Here is a 21547-nt window from a genome sequence, read left to right as displayed (position 1 = left end):
CTCCGCCCCGGTGCCGGTGCACCGGCACCGGGGCGGAGCAGCGGGGCCGGCGGCCGGCCCGGGGCACCCGACCGCTCACCCGTCCGGCGCCGGGGTGGTGGTCGGGGCCCGCTCGGGTGGGTGCTCAGGCCTTGATCACGCGGGCGTCGGCCCAGTCGGCGTGATCGTACGAGCGGCCGTCACCGGCGTCGGTCACGCGGAGCACGAGGTCGGTGACGCCGGAGGTGTCGACGTCGATGCTGCGGGCCGGGCTCTGCGCCGTCATCACCGGGGTGGTGGCGACGACCCTGCCGTCGGCGACGACTTCGAAGACGACACTGCCCCGTCCGCCGGCGGCGACCTCGTCGTCCACCCCGACCAGGGTGGTGAAGCGCCGGTAGGCGCCGCCGAGGTGGACGGTGACGGAGCCGTTGGCGTGCATCCCGAGGCCCTTGTCGAAGGCCCGGCCGCCGATGCGCAGCGTCGTGCCGTCGCCGGCCTTGGACTCGCCGTTGGAGGTGTCGCGTTCGGCGGGGCCGTGGCCGGGGGTCTCGGCGGTGAAGGGGAGTTCGCTGACGTACACGGCGCCGGGGTGACGGACGAGGACCCGGACCGTGCGCTGCTTGGTGACGGCGACCGTGGTCCCCCCGCGGACGACGTGGTAGCGGGCGGTGACCACCAGGTCGTGGCCGGTGCCGGGCGCCGCGTCGGCGGGGGCGGTGAGGGTCCAGCTCGGCGTGATGGCCTCACCGGCGGACAGCGTGGCCGCGGAGGTGCCGGTGCCCTCGGCCCGCCATCCGGCCGGGGCGTCGATCTGCACGGAGACGTCGGTGACGGGGCCGTAGCGGTCCACGGTGAAGCGGCCGTCGACCTTCGTGGTGGAGCCCGGGTCGAGCTCGGCCTTCGCCGAGGACAGTGTCAGCGTGGCCGGCGCGACCCGCTCCACGGGGTCGTCGCAGGTGGTGCGGCCGGGCCGGTCGGCGCAGACGACCGCCGCGAAGCCGCCGTTGGCGGGCACCGGTACGTCGAGGACGTCGGTGGGGAGGACCTTGCGGCTCTCACGGACGAGCCCGTTGCCGCCGTCGCGGATCACCTCGACGAGCCGGCTGCCGCCCCCGCTGCCGAGGAAGCCGAGCGGCACCCGCTCGGTGTGCGCCGGGCCGGCGGCGATCGAGCCGATGAACCACCGGTCGCCGCTGCGGCGGGCGAAGGCCGCGCCCTCCCCCGGGCGGCCGGACACCAGCACGCTGTCGTCCCAGACGGTCGGCACCTGCTCCAGGAACCGCTCCGCCTCGGGGCGCTTGCGGTAGACGTCCAACGAGCCGGCCAGGTGCTGGAAGCCGGACTCGTAGACCACGGTCAGCGCGAGTTCGGCGGCCTCCGAGTTGGGGTGCCCGCTGCGCTGGAGGTCCATCGGGGTGTAGTCCATCGAACCGACGACGTTGCGGGTGAAGGGGATGGTCGTCATGTCGTCGATGGAGGCGCCCTTGTACTCGGCCCCGCGGACCGCCTCCATGGTCACGACGTGCGGCCAGGTGCGCTGCATCCCGTTGGGGATGGTCGAGCTGTGCAGGGTGACCATCAGCCGGTGCTCGGCGGTCGCCTTCAGGATGTCGTCGTACCACCGGAACTGCGCCTGGGCCTCCGACTCGATGTAGTCGATCTTCAACCCGACCACGCCCCAGTCGTTCATCCGGGTCAGCACGGTGTCCCGCTCGGCCTGGGTGTCCAGGTCGTGCCAGTGCATCCAGAGCATGATCCCGACGCCGCGCTCCCGCGCGTAGCGCACCAGATCCGGTACCCACGTCTGACCGGCCCAGCCGTCGTCGACGACCGTGTACGGCCAGCCGTGGGCGGCGGCGTAGTCGACGAAGGACTTCTGCGCCTCGAAGTCGGCCTGGACGCCGCGGGCGCCGGCGAGCCAGGACCAGGCGACCTTCCCGGGTTTGATCCAGGAGGTGTCGGCGATGCGGGAGGGCGGTGCGAGGTCGTCGGTGAACGTCGAGCCGGTCACGCCCGCCAGGTCCCCGACGGTCGCGGTGCGCCAGGGCGTGGTCAGCGGGCCGTTGATGTCGACGTCGGTGTCGTCCAGGTGCAGCGTGTACCGGCCGCTGCCCGCGGTGTGGTCGAGCCGGCTCGCGGCGTAGTGGCCGTCCACGCCGGACTCCGAGAGCAGGACGTAGCTGTCGCGGACCTGGAACAGCGCGGGGTAGCCGAAGGAGCCGGTGGCGGCGCCGGACGCCGTGCTCCGGCCGTGGTGCTTCTCGTGACCGGGGGCGTACGGGGTGAGCCAGGCCGTGGCGTCGCCGGGCAACTGGAAGGCGGACACCTCCCGTTGGACCGTTCCGCCGGTGGTCGCGGGCAGGTCGTAACGGTAGGCGACGCCCTGGTCGGAGACCCGGACGACCAGGTCGACGCGCGTTCCCCGCCCGCCGGTGAAGGAGAACCGGGACTCGGTCATCGTGGTGGCGCGGTCCAGGCGCTTGCCGGTGGTGGCGTGGTAGTCCTCGTGGACGAGGCGGTCGGACCGGCCCTGCGGGTTCAGGCCGGTGGACAGGTCGGCGCGGTCGGTCACCAGGCCGAGCGGCGCGGGCTCCAGCACGGTGGTGTCGCCGCGCCGCACGCCGAGGGTCAGCGCGCCCCGGCCGTCGAGCGCGACGACGGCGGTGAGCCTCGGGCCGGACGGGGTGCCGGGTTGCCCGACGCTCCAGGTCCGGGCCGGGTCGGCGGCACGGGCGGCGGGGGCCGTGAGACCGGCGATGCCCAGGGCCGCGGCCACCACCGTGGCCAGTGCGGGTGGGAATCGGAACTGCGAGCTCTTCATCGAATCGGTTCCCTGCTCTCGATGCGGGGTGAGGGGTGACGGGTGACGGGTGACGGGTGACGGGTGCGGGGTGACGGGTGGTCAGGGCGGAGGCGCGGCCGCCCGCGCGGTGTCGCGGTCAGCGGACGGGGAGGAGCTTCCAGCGCTGCTGTGCCTTGCCGTTGGCGGGCTGCTGGGACACCTTGGCGCCGTTGCTCTTCGAACCACCGGTGTCGGCGAGCTGTCCGTCCGAGCGGCTCTCCAGGACGTAGCCGCCGCCGTCGGACGGCGCCACCAGCCACTGCCGGCCGGTACTGCCGTCGCCGGTCCGGAGGTCGAGCCGTGCACCGGGCACGACCGAGTCGTCGGCGACGGCCAGCTCCTTCCCGCTGCCGACACCGGTGACGGTGTAGTAGCCGTTCCCGGCGGCGGCCAGCCGCCACTGCTGGTTGGCACCGCCGTTGCCGTCCCACTGGACGACCGGGGTGCCGTCGGCGGTGCCCCGGCCGTAGGCGTCGAGGACCTTGCCGCTGTCGGCGTTGACCAGGGTGTACGTCCCGTCCAGGGCGGCACCGGCACCGGGTGTGACGGCGAGGTTCGCGAACTGCACGCCGTAGTAGCCGGCGGCGCCGAGCCCGATCTGGCCGGCGCCGTAGTCGCCGTTCTGGGCGGTGCCGACGACCGCGCCGTCGATCCGCGCGGTGATCGTCCTGCCCTGGAAGGCCAGCGCGAGGTTGTGCCAGGTGCCGGTCCCGGGCGCCGTGACCCTGCCCTCGGCGAGGGTGGTGAAGGCCCAGTTCCCGTCGGACCTGGTCAGCGACCACCCGCCGGTGTCGGACAGGCGCAGGTGGTAGGCGTTGAGGCCCTTGTTGTTGTGGCGCTGGGTACCGGCCCGGCCGAGGACCTCCACGCTTCCGGGCTGCTCCAGCAGGGTGTCCGCGCTGACCGTGTAGTCGGACCAGTCGAGCCCGCCCATCAGGGTGTACGGGTGGTTGGACGCCTCGTCGGTCCAGCGGATCGGGGAGGCGGGGGCCTGCTGGCGCAGGCAGTTCCCGGACCGGCCGCCGGCGCAGGGCGCGGTTTCGAAGGCACCGTTCATGGTGGCGAAGTACCGCGCCTCCCGGCCCGTGCCGGCGTCGGCGAGACCGTCGGTGTAGGGCAGCGGGAGCAGCGACCGCGCCGGGCCGGTCGCGGTGGCCGCGCCCTGGCCGCCGGTGGTGGTGACGGTGTAGAGGTGTCCGGGCCGCAGGGTCAGCGTGTAGGTCCCGGCGCTTGGGGTGAGGTCGGCGGCACGGACCATCCGGCCGGCGGCGGCCGGGCCGGACAGGTCGGTGGACCAGACGTGCAGGGATCCGCCCGGCAGCCCACCGGAGACCTTGAGGGTCACGGTCTGCGCGGCGGTGGCGTCCATGGTCTCCAGGACGGTGGACCACGCCGAGGTGTCGGGCGAGCGGTAGCTGACGTAGCTGCCGTTCGCGCGGTTCCCGCCGAGGTAGCCGGAGGAGGTGTCGAGGTACTTCCACCCCGGCTGGGTGAACTGGGTGGTGTGGGCGGTGGCCCAGGTGCTGCGCCCGATGCTGTAGGCGCCGGACCACGGCTGGTCGGCGATGGCCAGGCCCATCGTGCTGTAGTCGAGGTTGCGGTAGATCGAGGCGACCAGCGGCCAGTTGAGGAAGCCGGTCATCCTGGCGTCCAGGTAGCCGCGGTTGATGCCGCGGGCGATGGCGGGTGCCCCGGCGTGGGCGTCGTCGGAGCCGTTCTCGGCGGCCCACAGCTGCTTGCCGGTGGCGCGGGCGTCGGCGCTGCTGGCGCAGGTGGTCATCGCCGAGCGGTACTGACAGGGGTAGTGGGCGCCGACGACGTCCACGGCGGCGGCGAGTTCGGCGTCCTTGCGCATCGCGGTGGCGATGTCCCAGCTGTCGTCGGCTCCGACCACCTTGACGGCGGCGTAGCCCTTGGCGTTGAGGGTGGCGCGCAGCTTCTTGTACCAGGAGGCGTCGAACTCCCGCTCGTTCCAGCCGCCGAGGTAGTCGATGCCCACGTTGTGCTGCCGGGCGCAGCCCAGCCAGTCCATCAGGTAGTCGATCATGTCCTGGGACCAGAAGTGGCCGTTGCCGATCCAGCCCGGCGCGCCCCAGGAGAGGCCGTACAGCTTGATCGCGGGATTGCGCAGCTTGGCCTGTTCCATCACCCACCACTCGTATCCCGACTGGCAGTCGACCGCCCCGCGGGTGTGTTCGTGGCTGCTCTCGGCGCCGTCGGTGGAGTTGGTGTCGCCGCCGATCTCGACCTTGAGCAGCTGCAGGGCGGCGCCCTGCCCGGGCGTGAAGAGGTAGTCGAGGATCTGCGAGCGCTGCGGCTCGGGGTAGTCGAGGAGCAGCCGGGTGTTGCCACCGCCGCCGCTGATCGCGCCGACGCCGTCGAAGGTGCGGCCGGCGCTGCCGCCGTCGACGGTGATCGCGGTGGCGGTGGGAGCCGCGGCCGCCTCGGGCGGCGGGGCGCTCCAGGCGAGGAGCAGTGCGAAGCAGAGCGCCAGGGCGGCGAGGGCGGGGACGGGTGTCCGGTGGGCCGTTCGTGACGGGCTTGGTGGGGTGCGCATGCGGGATCTCCAACCTGGGGGTGGCCGGGTTCGGCGGAGCGGGCAGCGGCATCACGCGAATCGTGTGGTGCTGCCGGGGTGCGCGGAGCGGTGAGCCGTGCCGGCGGCGAAGCAACTGGCCTGCCGGAAACGGTCCGTGGGGACACCCTGCGACAGGGGTGCCCCGCCAGGACGATAGGTCGGTCATGTGATCCGGTCAATGCAATCGGACCGATTGACCATCAGATAATCAACTCTCAGGTCATTCAATCAGTTTGCCTTGACTCCGATCCGCGAGGATCCCCAAGATGGCTTGCGGCCGACCGCTGCGCCGTCGGCAGCCCGGGCCGCCGGCTCGATCGCACGGCTCTTCTCCGGCCACCGCCCCTCCGAGAGGACCCATGACCTCCCCTCAGAACACCGGCCCCGCCCACCTGGAGGACTTCTCACCCGGCTCGGGCAGCCTCGCGCCCCGGGCCTGGTACGCGGAGTCGACCGCCCCCCGGGTCGCCCTGGACGGCAGCTGGCGCTTCCGCCTCTCCCCCACGGCCGACACCCACGACGAGTCCTTCGCACAGCCCGGTCACGACGCCTCCGGCTGGGACGAACTCGCCGTACCCGGCCACTGGGTACTGCAGGGGCACGGCGCACCCGCGTACACCAACACGCTGTACCCGTTCCCGGTCGACCCGCCCAGGGTGCCGACCGAGAACCCGACCGGCGACCACCTGAGGTACTTCGACCTGCCGGACGACTGGCCGACCGGCGGCGAGGCGGTGCTGCGCTTCGAGGGGGTCGAGTCGTGTGCCCGCGTCTGGCTCAACGGCTGCCGGCTGGGGGAGTTCAAGGGCAGCCGGCTGCCGCACGAGCTCCCGGTCGGCGGCCTGCTGCGCCCGGCCGGGAACGTGCTCGCCGTCCGCGTCCACCAGTGGTCGTCCGGAAGCTACCTGGAGGACCAGGACCAGTGGTGGCTGCCGGGGATCTTCCGCGAGGTGACGCTGCTGCACCGGCCCGCGGGGGCGGCCGGGGACTTCTTCGTCCACGCCGCGTACGACCACCGCTCGGGCACCGGCACGCTGTGCGTCGAGAGCGGGGTGCCGGGCCGGGTCACCGTGCCCGAGCTCGGCCTCGACCTCGCCACCGGCGAGCGGGCCACCGCCGCCGTCGAGGCCTGGACCGCCGAGACCCCGCGGCTGTACACCGCCGAGCTGGTGACGCCGGGCGAGCGGATCCCGCTGCGGATCGGGTTCCGCACGGTCGCCGTCGAGGCCGGGGTGCTCAAGGTCAACGGGCGGCGGATCCTGTTCCGGGGCGTCAACCGCCACGAGTTCCACCCCGTCACCGGGCGGACGCTGGACCGCGACACCATGCGCACCGACCTGCTGCTGATGAAGCGGCACAACATCAACGCCGTCCGCACCAGCCACTACCCGCCGCACCCCGCCTTCCTCGACCTCTGCGACGAACTCGGGCTCTGGGTGGTCGACGAGTGCGACCTGGAGACCCACGGGTTCGAGCCCTCGGGCTGGCGGGGCAACCCCGCCGACGACGACCGCTGGACCCCGGCCCTGCTCGACCGCGCCGCCCGCACGGTCGAGCGCGACAAGAACCACCCCTGCGTCCTCCTCTGGTCGCTCGGCAACGAGGCCGGCACCGGCCGGGGCCTCACCGCCATGGCCCGGTGGATCCGCGACCGTGACCCGTCCCGGCCCCTGCACTACGAGGGCGACCCGTCCTGCCGGGACACCGACGTCTACTCCCGGATGTACGCCGACCACGCCGAGGTCGAGCGGATCGGGCGGCGGGAGGACGGGGGCCCCGCGCGCCGGCGCGAACTCCCCTTCCTGCTCTGCGAGTACGCCCACGCGATGGGCAACGGCCCGGGCGGGCTGGCCGAGTACCAGCGGCTGTTCGAGAGGTACGAGCGCTGCCAGGGCGGCTTCGTCTGGGAGTGGATCGACCACGGCCTGGCCCACCCCGAGCACGGTCACGGCTACGGTGGCGACTTCGGCGAGGAACTGCACGACGGCAACTTCGTCTGCGACGGCCTGCTCTTCCCCGACCGCACGCCCTCCCCCGGCCTGACCGAGTTCAAGAAGGTGATCGAACCGGTCCGCATCGAGGCGGGCACCACCGCCGGCACCGTCCGGGTGACCAACCTGCACGACTTCGCCGACCTGTCGCGGCTCGCCTTCACGTACTCCTACGACATCGAGGGCGCTCCGGCGCTGGAGGGGGTCCTCGCCGTACCCGCACTCGACCCCGGGGCGGCCGCCGAGGTGGAGCTGCCCCCGGCGCCGCGGCGCCCGGGCGGCGACGGCGAGGCCGGCTGGACCGTCCGCGCGGTGCTCGCCGAGGACGCCCCCTGGGCCCCGGAGGGCCACACCGTCGCCTGGGGCCGGATCCCCCTCGGCCGACGGCGCGCCCTGCCGGCGGCCCGCGGTCTCGCACCCCGGGCCGCGGACGGCCGGATCCTGCTCGGCCCCGCCGTGTTCGACGCCCGCAGCGGCGCCCTCACCGCGCTCGGGCCGGTACCCGTGACCGGCCCGGGGCTGGAGGTGTGGCGCGCCCCCACCGACAACGACCAGGGGCCGCAGTGGCGACCCGAGGAACAACTCGACCGGCAGTGGCGCCGGCTCGGCCTGCACCGGCTGCACCACCGGCTGGACGGGATCGACCGGACGGCGGACACCCTCACGGTCCGGACCAGGGTCGCGCCCGCCGCCACCTCCCTCGCGCTGCGCACCGCCTACCGCTGGACCGCCGACGCGGACCGGCTGCGCCTGACCGTCACCGTCACGCCCGAGGGCGAGTGGACCGTGCCGCTCCCCCGGCTGGGCATCCGTCTCGGCCTGCCGGCCGGGTTCGGCCGGGCCCGGTGGTTCGGCGGCGGGCCCGGCGAGGCGTATCCGGACAGCCGCTCCGCCTCCCTGCCGGGCCGCTACGCGATGAGCATCGACGAGCTGCAGACCCCGTACGTGCGCCCGCAGGAGAACGGCGCCCGGGCGGACGTCCGCTGGGTGGAACTGACCGACGGCAGCGCCAGGGTGCGGATCGAGGGCGAGCCGCTCTTCTGGTTCGCCGCCCGCCGCTGGACCACCGAGCAGCTCGACGCGGCCCGGCACCGGCCGGACCTCGTGCCGGGCGACACGGTCTGGCTCCACCTCGACCACGCCCAGCACGGCATCGGCTCGGCGTCCTGCGGGCCCGGCGTCCTGCCCGGGTACCGGCTGGCCGCCGCGCCCGCGGAGTTCTCGTTCGTCCTCTCCACCACGGACGACTGAGGCCGTGTGAAGCGGAACGAGGCCGAGGCGGGTCCCCATCGCGGGGGAGCCGCCTCGGCCTCGTGCTGCGCGCTTGCCGTGTGGAGCGGAACGAGGCCCCGCACACGTCGACACCGGGCCGGGAGGAAAGCTTCCGACCAGACCCTGGCCAAACTTTCGTATATCGAATACGTTCTCACCACTGCCGGCGCCGGGCCTTGCGACGGGCCCGCGCGCACGGCATCCCCATCACCCTCCCCCACCCATGGAGGCCCCCCGTGACCGGAATGTCCCACCCCGTCGACCGCAGGTCCGTCCTGCGCGGCATGCTCGCCGCCGGTGCCACCGCGGCCCTGGCTCCCGCGATCAACCCGGCCGGCGCACAGGCCGCGGGCATCTCCACCGGTAGCTACCGGATCCGCTTCGACCAGGCCGCCAAGCAGACCATCCTCGGCCTCGGCTTCGAGATCCAGTCCGACTCGATCGCCTCCGGCAACGGGGGCCTGCCGAACGCGGTCAGCGGCGTCCCGTACGACCTGACGACCTCCGAGCGCACCCGCTTCTACCAGCAGATGCTGAAGGCCGGCCGCTCCGACCGGGGCTTCCGCTTCTGCCGGCTGGCGCTCGGCCTCTACCACCGGGGCGTGACCGCCGACGGCAAGCGGCTCGTCGACCGCTACCCCGGGCAGACCGACCTGCTGGCGGAGATGGTGAACCAGGCCGGCATCGAGGGCCTGATGGCCGAGTACTGGTCCCCGGCCCCCGGCTGGAAGACCAACAACAGCCTGGTCGGCGAGAGCCCGGACAAGAAGACCGACTACGGCCTCGCCTCCTTCGCCCCGGCGGACCTCGACGCGCTGGGCGACGCGATGGTCGCCGACCTCGACCACCTCGCGGCCAAGGGCCTGAGGATCAGCTACTGGGGGTTGCAGAACGAGCCCGACAACGGCACGCCCTACTCCTCCTGCGTGTACACCCCGGCGCAGTACCGCGACACCTTCAAGGCCGTCGCGCCGAAGATCCGCGCCAAGTACCCGAACGCGATCATCAACGCGGAGAGCCAGTACGGCTGGAAGGGCGCCTACGGACAGGCCCTGCTGGCCGACCCGCAGGCCATGCAGTACGTCGACAACTGGACCTTCCACAAGATCGGCACGGACAGCACCGGCCAGATCACCACCGACTACGTGACCGGCGCGGCCGGCCGGCCGGTGTTCAACAACGAGTTCGAGTACCTCAGCGGCGCGATGACGGACTGGCGGACCATCAACACGGCGCAGTCCATCATGAACTGGATGACCTTCCAGAACTCACCGACCTGGTTCTGGCTGCATGCGCTCAAGCCCATCGGCAACTCGGAGTCCGAGAACTACTCACTGGGCCTGTGGCGCCCCCCGGCCGACACCGACTTCAGCGCCGGCCACTACCCCGACCTCCAGGCCGGCCACTGGCAGTTCAACCCGCGCAATTGGAACGCCGTGGCCGGCTTCGTGAAGTACATGCCCTGGGACTCCGTGCGCTACCACGTCGAGGAGCCCCTGCACACCGACGGCTCCTACTACTCCGAGCACCGCATCATGGCCTGGCGCACCACGGCCGGCAAGCCGGTGTTCGCCCTCACCAACCGCTCCGCCACCGAGCCCTTCACCTACACCGTCGACACCCAGACCGCGGCAACCTTCCAGGGCCACCGCTACGGCCCGGCCACCACCGACCAGAGCCTCGCCAACAAGACCGGCCCGACGCTGGAGATCACCGTCCCGCCCCTGTCCATCGAGTTCTGGGTCCGCAACTCCTGACCCGGGCCGCGGTCGGGCCGGCACGCCGGGACACCACCGGCCGGCCGGCCCGGCCCCCTGATTCCCCCTCCTACGACACCCCACGAAGGGACCGGTGGGCGAAGATGCTCCGCAATGCTCTCGAACCCTGGCACCTCCTCGTCGTCGTCGCGGCGATCGCCCTGCTGTTCGGCTCCAGGAAGCTGCCCGAACTCGCCCGCGGCCTCGGCCGTTCGGTGCGCATCCTGAAGGCCGAGACCCGGGCCCTGCACCAGGACGACCTCCGGCCGGACGAGGTGCCGGGTCCGTTCCCGGCCGTCGAGCCGGCCGGCGTCGCCGATGTCACCGAGGCCGCCGAGGCCGCGAAGCCGGCCCCGGCGGCCTGAGGTCTGCCTGGGCCCTCAGGTCCGGGTCACTTGCCGGCGCCCATGGTGAGCCCCTCGGTGAGGCGGCGGCCGAGCCAGGCGTAGAGCCCGATCATCGGCAGGATGGAGATCGACACCCCGGCGAACAGGGCGCCGAAGTCCGAGCCGGTGAACTGCTGTTGCTGGAAGTAGTTCAGCAGCGCCAGCGGCAGGGTGAACCTGTCGTCGGTCTGGATGAACATCAGCGCCAGCAGGGTCTCGTTCCAGATCGCCATCGCGTTGAGCAGGGTCGCGGTCACCAGGCCGCCCCGGGCGAGCGGCAGCATGATCCGCCAGAAGGTCATCGCCGCGGACACCCCGTCCAGGGCGGCCGCCTCCTCCAGTTCGGCCGGCAGGGAGGCGAAGAACGAGGTCAGCAGGAAGACCGTGAACGGCAGCGAGGTCACCACGTAGAGCACGAACAGGCCGAAGAGACTGTCGATCAGCCCCAGCCGGTTCATCAGCGCGTACAGCGGGAGCACCATCACCTGGACGGGGATCCCGAGGCCGAGCACGAAGTACAGGCCGAGGCCGTGCGACACCCGGCCCGGCCGTCTGCCGAGCACGTAGGCGGCCGGGCCGGCGACGACCACGGTCACCGTCGAGGCGGCGACCACCAGGAGGACCGAGTTGGCGAACGCGGGCCCGAAGCCGCCGTCGTTCCACGCCCTCGACCAGTTCTCGAAGTGCAGCGCGGTGGGCAGCGACCACGGGTGTTCCAGGACGTCCCGGCTGCTCTTGAGCGAGCCGATCAGCAGGTAGGCGAAGGCGAACAGGCAGAACCCGGTGAACAGCCAGACGGCGGCAGTCCCGGGCAGCCGGCCCAGCACGGCGGCCGCCCGCCTCCGGCGGGTGCTCCGGATCGCGGCCCGGGGACCGTCCTCCCCGGTCGTGACGGTGGTCATCGCGGCACCTTTCGTCGGAGGGTTCAGAACTGCAGGGCGTCGCGGCGCATCAGCCGCCGCAGCACGGCCACCAGGACGGCGACGAACGCCAGCATGGTCACGGCGGAGGCCGCGGCGTAGCCGAACTGGTTGAGCGCGGTGATGCCGCCGACCGTCTCGCCGTAGACGAACAGGGCGCTGTTCCACTGGTAGGTGGGGGGCAGGGCGCCCTGGTTCCCACCGAAGGCCAGGATGAACTCGAAGATCTTGACCGAGGTGACCGTCCACAGCACCGCCGCGGCGGCGGTCACGTCCCAGGACAGCGGCAGCGTGACGTGGCGGAAGCGCTGCCACGCGTTGGCGCCGTCGAGCCGGGCGGCCTCGTAGTAGGAGTCGGGGATCCGGTCGACGCCGGCCATCAGGATGGTCACGTAGTAGCCGGTGTTGATCCAGACCAGTGCCAGCAGGACGGCGTTCGTCGTCCAGCCGGGGCGCAGCCACTGGACCGCGTCGATCCCCAGCCGCCCGAGCGCCCGGTTGACCAGGCCGTCGAGGCTGAGCAGCGATCCCCAGAAGATCGCCAGGACGACGGAGGAGACGATGTGCGGCAGGAACACCACCCCGCGGATCAGCCTGCGGCCGCGCATCTCGCGCAGCATCAGCAGGAAGCCGAAGCTCAGCACGAAGACGACCGCGCCGACCCCGAACACGATCTTCAGGGTGTTGCCGAAGGCGGAGCCGAAGGCGGGGTCGCGCAGCAGCTGGGTGTAGTTCCGGGTGCCCACCCACCGCGGCGCGTTGATGCCGTCCCAGTCCGTGAGGCTGGTGTACATCGCGTACAGGGTCGGCCCGATGAACAGCACCGTGTACAGGGCCGTCGCCGGTGCCACGAACGGCCCGAAGATCCGTGCGCAGCGCCGCTCCAGGGGCGAGTACGCGGTCGCGCTCACGGGTTGGCCTTCCAGAAGTCGACCGAGGCCTGCCTGGTCTGGGCGACGAACTCGTCCGCCGTGGTCACGCCCTGGACGAAGCGGACCACGTTCGGGGTGTACGCCTTGGTGGCCCAGGCGGCGTAGTCCACGAACAACCGGGCCTGGTCGGCGTAGACGTCGTTGCCGTCGATGGCCTTCGCGACCGCGGCGAGTTCCTCGGGCGCCGGTATGTCGGCGCGCGGGGTGATGTTCAGGGCCTGGGTCGCGATGCCCGCCAGGCGGTCCTTGTTCATGAAGTACGCGATGAACCTCTGCGCGTCGCCGGCGTGCTTGGCCGTCCTGGGCACCGCGAACCCGAAGAAGTTGACGCCGACCGCGGTGTTGCCGCCGTCGATCGCGGGCAGCTGGAAGTTGCCGTACCTGAAGCCGGCCGGGACGTTGGGCCGGCTCTCGCCCGGCACCCAGGTGCCGTTGAGGTAGAGCGCGGCCCTGCCCTGGGCCCAGCTGGTCTGCGCCTGGGTGCCCTGGGTGGACTCGTAGCCCTTGATGAAGTAGTTCTTGCGCAGCTGCTCGACCTTGCCGACGGCGGCGCGGACCTTCGGGTCGTCCCAGGCGGCGCCGCTGCGGTCGGCCGCGAGCGCGCGGACGCCGTCGGTGCCGAGCTGGCGTTGCAGGGTGAGCAGGGTCCAGTAGGGGTCGTTGCTGGGCAGGGCGATCGGGGCGACTCCGGTCGCCCTGATGGCGTCGAGCTTCGTGACGAGCTCGTCCCAGGTCTTCGGCGGACCGGCGGCGAGCTCGGGGTACGCGGCGGCGTTGAACCAGACGCCCTCGGTGGCGACCGAGTACGGCACCATGAACGGCTTGCCGTCGCGGTCGTTGAGGTAGGTCTTGTACTTGTCCGGGATCACGTCGCCGACGGTCCCCGCCTCGCCGGGGATCCGCGCGGCGTAGACCGGGCTCAGGTCGGTGCTCTGGCCGGCGGCGACCAGGGCGCCGAGCGCGTTGACCGAGTTGTCGACCAGATCGGCCGCGGCGCCGTTCTTCAGGGTCGGGGTGATCTTCTGGATGACCTGGCGGCCCTGCCATTGGATGGTCACCCTGACACCGGTGTCCTCGGTGAACTTCGCCGCCGCCGCTTGGATGACCTTGGCCTGCGGCTCGTTCTGGTTCCACATCGACCAGTAGGTGAAGGAGGCGCCGCCGTCGGCGCCGGCGGCGCAGCCGCTCAACGCGCCCGGGGCGAGGGCGGCCGCGGCGGCGGCGAGGAGGAGGCGTCTGGTGCGGGAGTGCGTGGCCATCGGCGAGGTCCCGTTTCGTTGGTGGGTGGTGGGCGGTGGGTGGTGGTGGGAGGTGGTGGTGGACGCGCTCAGGAGAGGTCGGGGCCCGCGGGCAGGCCCCAGCGGAAACCGGCCGGAGCGGTGACCGGTTCGACCGTGAGGTCCGGGGTGTCCCCGGCGGCGACCACCAGGCATTCGGCGCCCGCCGGCAGCGCGATCTCCAGCAGGCCGTCGGCGCGCAGCGTCCAGCCGGCCGGGCCGGGCCGGTCGCCCAGCGCCCGGACGTCCGCCGGCCCGGACAGTCGGCCCGGCGCGACCAGGCACGGCTCCCCCGCCCCGCTGTGGATCCGGATCCAGCGGGTGGCGCCGTCGCGGCGGCAGGCGCTGATCCTGAAGGCGCCCTCGGCGACCAGGTCGTGCACCGTGACGTCGGCCCAGCCGTCCGGCACGGCGGGAAGGATCCGCAGGACGCCGCCCCAGCTCTGCAGCAGCATGTCGTGCAGGCTCCGGGCCCCGGACAGCGGTGTCTCGACGACCGGCCCGGTCTCGGCGTACATGGTGTTCGGCCGGACGTGGACGTCCAGGAGTTCGTCGAGTCCGCGCAGTGCCGACTCGCCGTCGCCGAGCAGGGCGTGCATCGAGGCCGCGCCGGTGAAGCTGTAGCCCCGGAGCTCGCCGGTGAGGCCGAGCCAGTGGTCCATGCTGCGGCGCAGCAGGGCGCGATGGGCGGGGGCGGTGAGGTCGAGCTGGTGGAGCGGGTGGAACCAGAGCAGGTGCGAGTAGTGCCGGTGGGAGCTGGTGAGCCGCAGGTCCCGGCCGATCCACAGGCCCTCGTCCGGGTCCTGCGGCGGCGCGGTGAGGCGGTCGAGCACGTGCTGCCAGGTGGGGGCCAGCGGGTCGGCGGTACCGAGCCGGGCGGTCGCGTCCAGCAGGGTCCGGCAGCCCCAGTGCAGCAGGGCGAGGTCGTAGTTGCAGTCGGCGGTGGTCCCGTACTCCGGGGAGTGGGTGGCCGGCAGGTGCAGGACGCCCTGCTCGTCCGCGGTGAGGAAGTGCAGGTAATAGTTGACGGCCTTGCGCAGCAGCGGGACGACGGTGTCCCGCAGGTAGGGCTCGTCCATGGTGTGCCGGTGGGCGAGCCACGCGGTGTGCAGGGCCCAGGTGAGGTTGCCGATCTCCGGGAGGGGCCAGGTCCCTCCGGGGACGCCGGCCGGTTCGCTGCGCAGATCGTCCTGGCTGGCGCGGCCGATCACCAGGGAGTCGGCGCGGTAGGCCTCGGGGGTGGAGGCCAGCAGGCCGGCTGCGCCGTTCTCCAACGCCGTGCGCAGGGAGTCGAGTTCCGGGTGCCCGGAGGCGTTGATCGGCCAGTACTCCAGCTGGGCGTTGAGGTTCCACCAGGCGGCGGGCCAGGGGGTGTGCTCCAGCCACGGGCCGTGGGTGGCCAGGACGGGCCGGTCGGCACGGGTGGCGCAGGCCAGTTTGTAGAGCTGGATCCAGTAGAAGCTCTGCAGCCGGGCGTCGGGGACGGAGAGGAAGCTCTTGGGGTAGTAGGCGTGCCACCACTCCCGGTGCGTCTCGGTGAGCCGGTCGGTGGTCGTCCGCCCGGCCCCGGCCAGGGTCTCGGCGGCGGTGTCGCTCGCCGTGGGACCGGTGGCGCTGTGGGCCACGGTGCAGAGCAGGGTGGTGCCGTCCGGCCCGGTCGTGGTGCGCCAGCGGGTCTCGGTGCGGCCGCCGCAGGCGAGGTCCTGGACGCAGCTGCCGCCGGAGCCGGTCGTGGTGAGGACGGGCGGCGGGTTGTCCTTGAGGCCGGCCGGCCGCTGCTCGGGGTAGAAGGCCGCCCGGGGGGCGACGGCCGGCGCCGGGGTGAAGGTCCAGGTCACCTGTTCGGTACCGGCCGTCGGGCGGCAGCGCACGATCAACAGGTCGCGTTCGGCGTGGACGAGGGCGGTGAGGGCGACCGTTCCCCTGGTCGTGGTGACGGTGCCGGTGAGTTCGGCCTCCCAGAGCGAGAGCCGCAGGTCCACACCGGTCACCTCGCCCTCGGTGCACAGGGTGAGGTGGCCGACCGGCAACCGGGTGCCGCCCCAGAGCGGGCCGCCGACGTCCTGGTGGTCACGGACCCGGCTGTCGCCGAGGACGAGGCGGAGGCGGGTTTCGCCCTCCGGGCGGCGGACGGAGGCGGCCAGGCCGCCGTTGCCGAGGAAGGGGCCGTCGTAGAAGCTGCCGGGGACGGCCCGCCAGAGGGGGTCGAGCCCGCTCAGGAAGTCCCGCCAGCCGGAGCCGGCGGCGAGACGGTCCTCCAGCACCGGGTGAGTCGGTGGCCGCGTGCCGGTCACGGCTGCTCCGGTCGGCTCGGTCCGGGCCTGTGCGCGTCGGAGCCTTCGGGCTCGTGGGAGGTGGGGAAGCGCACGTCCAGCGCTTCGACCCCGATGGTGCGGTTCATCAGCAGGAGCCCTTCAAGGCGTGTGCGATGGCCTGCGAACGGCAGGCGGAAGGCGTGCGGAGATGAGCGGTCAGGCGGGAAGGCATGCGGGGATCAACGGTCGATCGGCACCCGCCATGCAGCCGAGACATGGGATGACTGTCGGGGAGTCAGCCCTGTCCTGTCCAGACCCGTGCACAAGAAATCACGAACTTGCCAGTTGGTGGCCGATCGTTCATCGATCTCCTCGGCCGATCCGCCGTTCACCACTCCCCGGCAATGGGATGTCTGGCAATGTTGGACCGCACGCATCGCCGCGTGTCACCCGACCGCCGAGGAATCCACGGATGTCATTGACCGACATGGCCATCGCCCGGATCCGCGAACGCGTCCGGTCCGGCGAGTTGCCCCCCGTGCCAAGCCGCCCCCCGGGCAGCACCTCGCGGCCGCGCCGGGCATCTCGCGCAGCCTCGTGCGCGAGGCCGTCGAGGCCCTGGTGGTGGCACGGGTCCTCGAAATCCGGCGCGGCAACGGCACCTACGTGACCAGCCTGGCAGCGGGCCCGCTCCTGGAAGGCCTCTCTTCCGCGGTGGAACTGCCGAGTGGGAACACCCTGCTGGAACTCGTCGAGGCGCGGCGACTCCTCGAACCCGCGGCCACGGCACTCGCGGGGACTGAGCCGCGCCCCCCTCCGCCGCCGTCGCGGGGCGCGGCGGCGCACCGAGGTGACCGGGCCCGCCGGTCGCCTCGGCGGGCTCACGCCTTGTCGGCGACCTCGTGGTCGGCCTGTGCGCTGATGTGAGCCTTGGCCGCCCGTGCCGCCGCCTCGGAATCGCGGCTCCGCAGGGCGGCGATGATCTCGTCGTGCTCGGCGATGACCTCCGCCCAGTTGTCCGGGTCCATCGGTGCCGCGATGCGGTGCCGGCGGACGGTGAGGAGTAGTTGGTCCGTCAGTTCGGTCAGCACGCGGTAGCCGGCGGCCTCGGCCAGGATCCGGTGGAAGTCGGAGTTCAGCTCCGGGAGCTTCTGGAAGGAGCGCGTACCCAGCCGCCCCCGCATCTGCTGCTGGACCGCGTCCAGTTCGGCCAGCTGGGCATCGGTGACACGCTCCGCCGCGAGGCCGGCGACCAGCCCCTCGATCGCCTCGCGGGCCAGGAAGACCCCGCGCATCTCGGTCGCGTCCACCTCGGCGACGGTCACACCCGAGTGGACCCGGGCCGTCACCAGACCGTCCGCCTCCAGCCGCTTCACGGCTTCACGGATCGGGATCTTGCTCACGCCCAGGTTGCGGGCGAGCTCGTCCATGTTGATGCGCTCACCCGGCTTGAGGTCACCCTCGGCGATGGCAGCGCGCAGGCTGTCGTAGACGAGGTCGGCCTTGCTCTTCACTACGGGCAGCCGGGCCCAGTTCGCTTGTGTCACCCGTTCATCGTATGCGATATGCCCAGGAAAGCGAAGGGTGACCGAGCAGGCACGATGCACCGGGTCGGCCGGTCCGGGGCGCCGCCGCGCCGGCCCGGACCGGCCGACGCCCGGGCCCTCAGGGGTTGCGGACCCAGAACTCGATGGAGAGCGGCGGGACGGTCAGGGCGAGCGTGGGGCCGGTCAGCGTGCTCAGCGTCTGGCCGTGGGTGGTCGGCCCGTAGCGGTGGCCCTGGAAGGAGGCGGCGGTCTGCGTGTCGACGTTGTAGGTGAACGACCGGCTGGAGGAGCGATTGGTGAGCGCGAAGATCTGCTTGCCCTGCGCGGTCTTCCAGGCCATGATCCGGTGATCCGTGTAGGCGCTGCCGTCGTCGTGGACGGGTTCCTCGACGTGGTGGCGCACGGAGTCCCAGGGCAGGTACCGGACGAAACCGGCGACGGCGTTCCAGTTCTCCGGGTTGAAGTCCCAGTGACCGGGCTTGATGTTCGGGTAGCGGCTGAAGTCGGTGTCGCCCGGGGGCCGCCAGAAGCCGAGCGAGTAGCCCTTGGACTCGGAGTTGGTGGTGGGCTTCAGGGCGTGCAGCCAGAACCAGGTGGGCGCGTTCTGGAAGGTCATCCAGTTCATGATCGAGTGGGCGGTGTTGATCGTCCGGTTGAACGAGCTGGTCGGGTGGAGGTACTCGAACTCGTTGTTGAAGACCGGCCGGCCGAGCGCGCCCGAGGTGTAGTCGCCGGTGATCTGCTCGTCGGCGTTGGTGCCGATCCGGTGGTAGGTCCAGGCGTCGACGTAGCGCAGTGCCTGCGCGTCCGCGATGAGCGCCTGACCGCGCACGCCGCTCCAGCCGCCGCGACTGTCGGCCTGGATCATCACGTTCGGGTACTTGGCGCGGATCTTCGGGGCAACCGCCTTGAACGCCGCGAGGTACTGGGGGGCGTCGTAGAAGCAGGAGGAGTAGGAGGCGGGCGAGTCGGGCTCGTTCTGCAGGCCCCACATGCTGATCGGCACGCCGCGGGTGGCGAGGTGGTCGAGGTCGGCGACCATCGCATCGCCCAGGGCGTCGAGGTCCGCCGGGGCGAAGGAGGCGAGCCCGTACGGACTGCCGTCGGGGGCCTTGCCGACCAGGCTGTTGTTGATCTTCCAGGCGGGGGCCGGGGACCAGTACTCGGCGGCGACCCCCTCGATGCCGGCCTGGCTGATCATCTCGGCGAGCAGCGCGGTCTGGCCCTCGTAGCGGTCGACGAGGCGCCTGCCGTCGGCGGTCACCCCGCGGTGGTAGAGGCCGAGGGCGAGGCGGCAGTAGCGGAAGCCCCGGTCCGAGCGGATCTTCAGCATCTGCTGGTAGAAGCGGGTGCGCTCGCCGGGGGTCAGGTCGTAGGGCACGCCGCTGACCAGGTCGGGCATGCCGTTGTTGCCCGAGCCGATCGAATCGGACTGGATCTCGAAACCCAGGCCCTTGATGGTCTGCCGGGCCCCGTTGTCGTAGCGGATCGTGTAGTCGCCCGAGTCGAGCCCGGCGGCCCGGGCCGCCGAGAGGTTCACCAGCGGCGCGGCCGCCACGGCGGCGCCACCGACGGCGGCGCCTCGGAGCAGGGTCCGGCGGCTGAGGCGGGTGGATTCGGGTCGCTGCATTGCGGGGCCTCCTGGGTGGGTGGGGGAGGTGGTGCGGAGCGGGCCGCGGCACGGCCGGCGGCACCTCCGTCGGACCGGTGGCCGAGGGCGGGCGGGCTGCGGACGCCGACGCGGCCCTGACGGCGCCCGGCGCGGCAGCGGCGGCCCCCGGGGTTCGCCGACGCGGGGGCCAAGGTATGCGATATACGACTAACGCACCAGAGGCGTCACCGAACCGCCTCCGGCGAATCCCGCGAACCGCGGCCGACCCGCCTCGCCCGCGAGAACCAGGGGCCCGGCGGCGCACATGCGTAGTCATCCGGATTGATTACCTACGACCCGCCCGGCTCTGCTGGAAGTGTCGCGATCTTCCCGACCGGGGCGATGGCGGCACGGCGCCCCGGTGCGTCGCACCCGGCGGAGTGCGACGCACCGGCCGTCCCGGCCCGAGGTGACGCTCCGGCCTACGGACGGTCTCGTGAACAACACGAAACGGCAACACACTCTGGCGCTCATTTCGTATATCGCATACGTTACGCGTCAGGTCGGTACGTGACAGTGGCGTTTCGCCGCCCGAGACGCCGAACCGGCCCGCAGTCCTTGCCCCCGCACGTACCGGGACGGCCGACCCAGCCGCAGCCCGTCGCACAAGGAGACCCACCCATGGCACCACTCCGCCGTAGAATCGCCGCCGCCGTCTCGCTGGCGTCCGCCTTCGCGCTCGCCGCCTCGGCCTGCTCCTCCGGCAGCGGGTCCTCCGAGTCGGCCGGCCCGACCACCGTCAAGTTCTGGTCGATGCCCTACTGGATCGGCCAGGACACCAAGGTCAAGGCGCTGGTGGACGAGTTCAACGCCTCCCAGGACAAGGTGAAGGTCGAGCTCACCCTGCTGGAGTGGAAGGACGGCCGCGACAAGATCAAGCAGGCCATCGCGGCCGGCAAGGGACCCGACGTCTGGCTGATGAACAACGGCCTCGAACTCGACTACCTCAAGTCCGGTGCCCTCGCCCCGCTCGACAAGCTCGGCTACACCGCCGCCGACACCGACAAGTTCCTGCCGCTCGCCAAGGTCGACGACTACGACGGCAAGACCTACGGCGCCCCGCTCTACTTCGACGTCGACGTGATGCTCTACCGCACCGACATCCTCCAGCAGTACGGCTTCACCGCCCCGCCCAAGACCTGGGACGAGCTGAAGTCCACCGCCGCCACCATCACCACCAAGTCCGCGGAGGCCGGCAAGAAGGTCAGCGGCTGGCAGTTCAAGGGCATGGACGACCACCTCAACGCCATCAACTCCACCTGGGAGAGCTTCCTCTGCCAGGCCGGGGGCACCCTCACCTCGCCCGACTTCAAGACCTCGACCCAGAACACCGAGGCCGGGCGCACCGCGATGGACTACATGAAGTCCTTCTACACCGACAAGGTCTCCCCCACCGGGACGAGCGCCCTCAACGGCTTCATCAGCGGTGACGTGGCGATGTTCCCGTTCTTCCAGTCGGTGATCGCCAACGTCCAGGCCGGTGGCGACAAGGTCGCGGGCAAGTGGGCGGTCGCCCCGATGCCGGCCGGCCCGAAGAGCGGCTGCTCGATGGTCGGCGGCCACAGCCTGGTGGCCAGCTCCGCGAGCAAGAACCTGGGCGGCGCCGGGACGTTCATGCGCTGGCTGGCCTCCCCCGAACGCAGCGCCCAGTACATGGACTTCCACGCGATCTTCCCCTACAGCCTGGACAAGGTCGACCCGGCGGTGAAGGCCACCGTGGACGGCAAGGTCAAGGCCGACCCCAACTGGAACGCCATCTTCGAGCAGCTCGGCCGCAACACCCCCGACCTGCTGCTCCAGGACCGGCACGCCTTCCAGGCCCGCTGGGACGCCCAGAAGGCCAACATCGTCGCCGGCGTCAACGGCCAGGCCCCCGTCGACAAGGCGCTGAAGAGCATCGACGACGTGGTCGGCCAGGCCCTCGGCAAGGAGTGACGGAAAGCCGATGACGACCATGACCGAACTCCCCGTGCACCACCCTCCCGGCGGCCCTGCCGCCGGGGGCGGCCCGAGCCGGACCGCGAAGGCCCGGCAGCCCCGGCGGCGGCGTTCCAGCGGCGCCCTGGCCGGCTGGCTGTCGGTGGCACCCGCCCTGCTGGTGATCCTGGGCTTCACCTTCTACCCGATGGTCCAGTCGATGCTCCTGAGCACCGACCA

General features: G+C 72.0%; 12 protein-coding genes and 2 pseudogenes. 6 read left to right on the top strand and 8 right to left on the bottom strand.

Annotated features, from left to right (window positions below; translation table 11 throughout):
• Nucleotides 1–124: 124 nt before the first annotated feature.
• Together ACWDRR_RS42205 and ACWDRR_RS42200 are read right to left on the bottom strand one after the other, a co-directional pair.
• Complete coding sequence (locus tag ACWDRR_RS42205; protein WP_449777635.1) at nt 125–2803, bottom strand: glycoside hydrolase family 97 catalytic domain-containing protein; 2679 nt, start codon at nt 2801–2803, stop codon at nt 125–127.
• Between the two features lie 118 nt (nt 2804–2921).
• The gene (locus ACWDRR_RS42200; protein WP_449777634.1) at nt 2922–5381 is read right to left on the bottom strand and encodes an RICIN domain-containing protein; all 2460 of its coding nucleotides are present in this window, start codon (nt 5379–5381) and stop codon (nt 2922–2924) included.
• A 380-nt stretch (nt 5382–5761) separates the two neighbouring features.
• Between ACWDRR_RS42200 and ACWDRR_RS42195 the strand changes: the two genes are divergently transcribed.
• The 3 genes from ACWDRR_RS42195 (at nt 5762) to tatA (ending at nt 10787) form a co-directional block, all read left to right on the top strand.
• Nucleotides 5762–8644 carry a glycoside hydrolase family 2 TIM barrel-domain containing protein gene (locus ACWDRR_RS42195; protein ID WP_449777633.1) on the top strand — a complete coding sequence of 961 codons (2883 nt, stop codon included), beginning with the start codon at nt 5762–5764 and terminating at the stop codon, nt 8642–8644.
• 257 nt (nt 8645–8901) lie between these two features.
• The gene (locus ACWDRR_RS42190; RefSeq protein WP_449777632.1) at nt 8902–10422 is read left to right on the top strand and encodes a hypothetical protein; all 1521 of its coding nucleotides are present in this window, start codon (nt 8902–8904) and stop codon (nt 10420–10422) included.
• Between the two features lie 104 nt (nt 10423–10526).
• On the top strand, nt 10527–10787 hold the full coding sequence (gene tatA / locus ACWDRR_RS42185; RefSeq protein WP_449777631.1) for a Sec-independent protein translocase subunit TatA: 261 nt from the start codon (nt 10527–10529) through the stop codon (nt 10785–10787).
• Nucleotides 10788–10813: 26 nt separating this feature from the next.
• Here tatA and ACWDRR_RS42180 read toward each other — a convergent pair whose 3' ends face one another.
• From ACWDRR_RS42180 to ACWDRR_RS42165, 4 genes are all read right to left on the bottom strand, one after another.
• On the bottom strand, nt 10814–11710 hold the full coding sequence (locus ACWDRR_RS42180) for a carbohydrate ABC transporter permease (RefSeq protein ID WP_449777630.1): 897 nt from the start codon (nt 11708–11710) through the stop codon (nt 10814–10816).
• A 23-nt stretch (nt 11711–11733) separates the two neighbouring features.
• Entirely contained in the window at nt 11734–12639 is a 906-nt protein-coding gene (locus ACWDRR_RS42175) for a carbohydrate ABC transporter permease (protein ID WP_449777629.1), read from the bottom strand.
• On the bottom strand, nt 12636–13919 hold the full coding sequence (locus ACWDRR_RS42170) for an ABC transporter substrate-binding protein (protein WP_449777628.1): 1284 nt from the start codon (nt 13917–13919) through the stop codon (nt 12636–12638). The genes ACWDRR_RS42175 and ACWDRR_RS42170 overlap by 4 nt, the downstream gene beginning before the upstream one ends.
• Nucleotides 13920–13987: 68 nt before the next feature.
• Complete coding sequence (locus ACWDRR_RS42165) at nt 13988–16201, bottom strand: glycosyl hydrolase family 95 catalytic domain-containing protein (RefSeq protein ID WP_449777627.1); 2214 nt, start codon at nt 16199–16201, stop codon at nt 13988–13990.
• Nucleotides 16202–16664: 463 nt separating this feature from the next.
• Between ACWDRR_RS42165 and ACWDRR_RS42160 the strand changes: the two are divergent.
• A pseudogene (locus ACWDRR_RS42160) lies at nt 16665–16993 on the top strand (FadR/GntR family transcriptional regulator); the annotation flags it as partial.
• Nucleotides 16994–17073: 80 nt separating this feature from the next.
• On the opposite strand, the gene ACWDRR_RS42155 reads toward ACWDRR_RS42160, so the two are convergent.
• Both ACWDRR_RS42155 and ACWDRR_RS42150 read right to left on the bottom strand, forming a co-directional pair.
• Nucleotides 17074–17739 (bottom strand): GntR family transcriptional regulator, encoded by a 666-nt coding sequence (locus ACWDRR_RS42155; protein ID WP_449777626.1) that lies wholly within the window; start codon nt 17737–17739, stop codon nt 17074–17076.
• A gap of 118 nt (nt 17740–17857) precedes the next feature.
• A complete protein-coding gene (locus ACWDRR_RS42150; RefSeq protein WP_449777625.1) occupies nt 17858–19369 on the bottom strand; it encodes a hypothetical protein in 1512 nt (503 codons plus the stop codon).
• Between the two features lie 642 nt (nt 19370–20011).
• Here ACWDRR_RS42150 and ACWDRR_RS42145 point away from each other — a divergent pair.
• Together ACWDRR_RS42145 and ACWDRR_RS42140 are read left to right on the top strand one after the other, a co-directional pair.
• Entirely contained in the window at nt 20012–21325 is a 1314-nt protein-coding gene (locus ACWDRR_RS42145; RefSeq protein ID WP_449777624.1) for an ABC transporter substrate-binding protein, read from the top strand.
• Between the two features lie 10 nt (nt 21326–21335).
• Nucleotides 21336–21547 (top strand): annotated as a pseudogene (locus ACWDRR_RS42140) (hypothetical protein); the annotation flags it as partial.

The sequence above is a fragment of the Kitasatospora sp. NPDC003701 genome, assembly GCF_053587085.1.
Note: the sequence above shows the minus strand (reverse complement) of the source record. Positions and strands in the feature narration are given on the sequence as shown.

Bases quoted from the DNA above. Each gene is read 5' to 3' on its own strand.
- ACWDRR_RS42195 (WP_449777633.1), top strand. From the start codon at position 5,762: ATGACCTCCCCTCAGAACACCGGCCCCGCCCACCTGGAGGACTTCTCA.
- ACWDRR_RS42170 (WP_449777628.1), bottom strand. From the start codon at position 13,919: ATGGCCACGCACTCCCGCACCAGACGCCTCCTCCTCGCCGCCGCCGCG.
- ACWDRR_RS42205 (WP_449777635.1), bottom strand. From the start codon at position 2,803: ATGAAGAGCTCGCAGTTCCGATTCCCACCCGCACTGGCCACGGTGGTG.
- tatA (WP_449777631.1), top strand. From the start codon at position 10,527: ATGCTCCGCAATGCTCTCGAACCCTGGCACCTCCTCGTCGTCGTCGCG.
- ACWDRR_RS42150 (WP_449777625.1), bottom strand. From the start codon at position 19,369: ATGCAGCGACCCGAATCCACCCGCCTCAGCCGCCGGACCCTGCTCCGA.
- ACWDRR_RS42200 (WP_449777634.1), bottom strand. From the start codon at position 5,381: ATGCGCACCCCACCAAGCCCGTCACGAACGGCCCACCGGACACCCGTC.
- ACWDRR_RS42145 (WP_449777624.1), top strand. From the start codon at position 20,012: ATGGCACCACTCCGCCGTAGAATCGCCGCCGCCGTCTCGCTGGCGTCC.
- ACWDRR_RS42180 (WP_449777630.1), bottom strand. From the start codon at position 11,710: ATGACCACCGTCACGACCGGGGAGGACGGTCCCCGGGCCGCGATCCGG.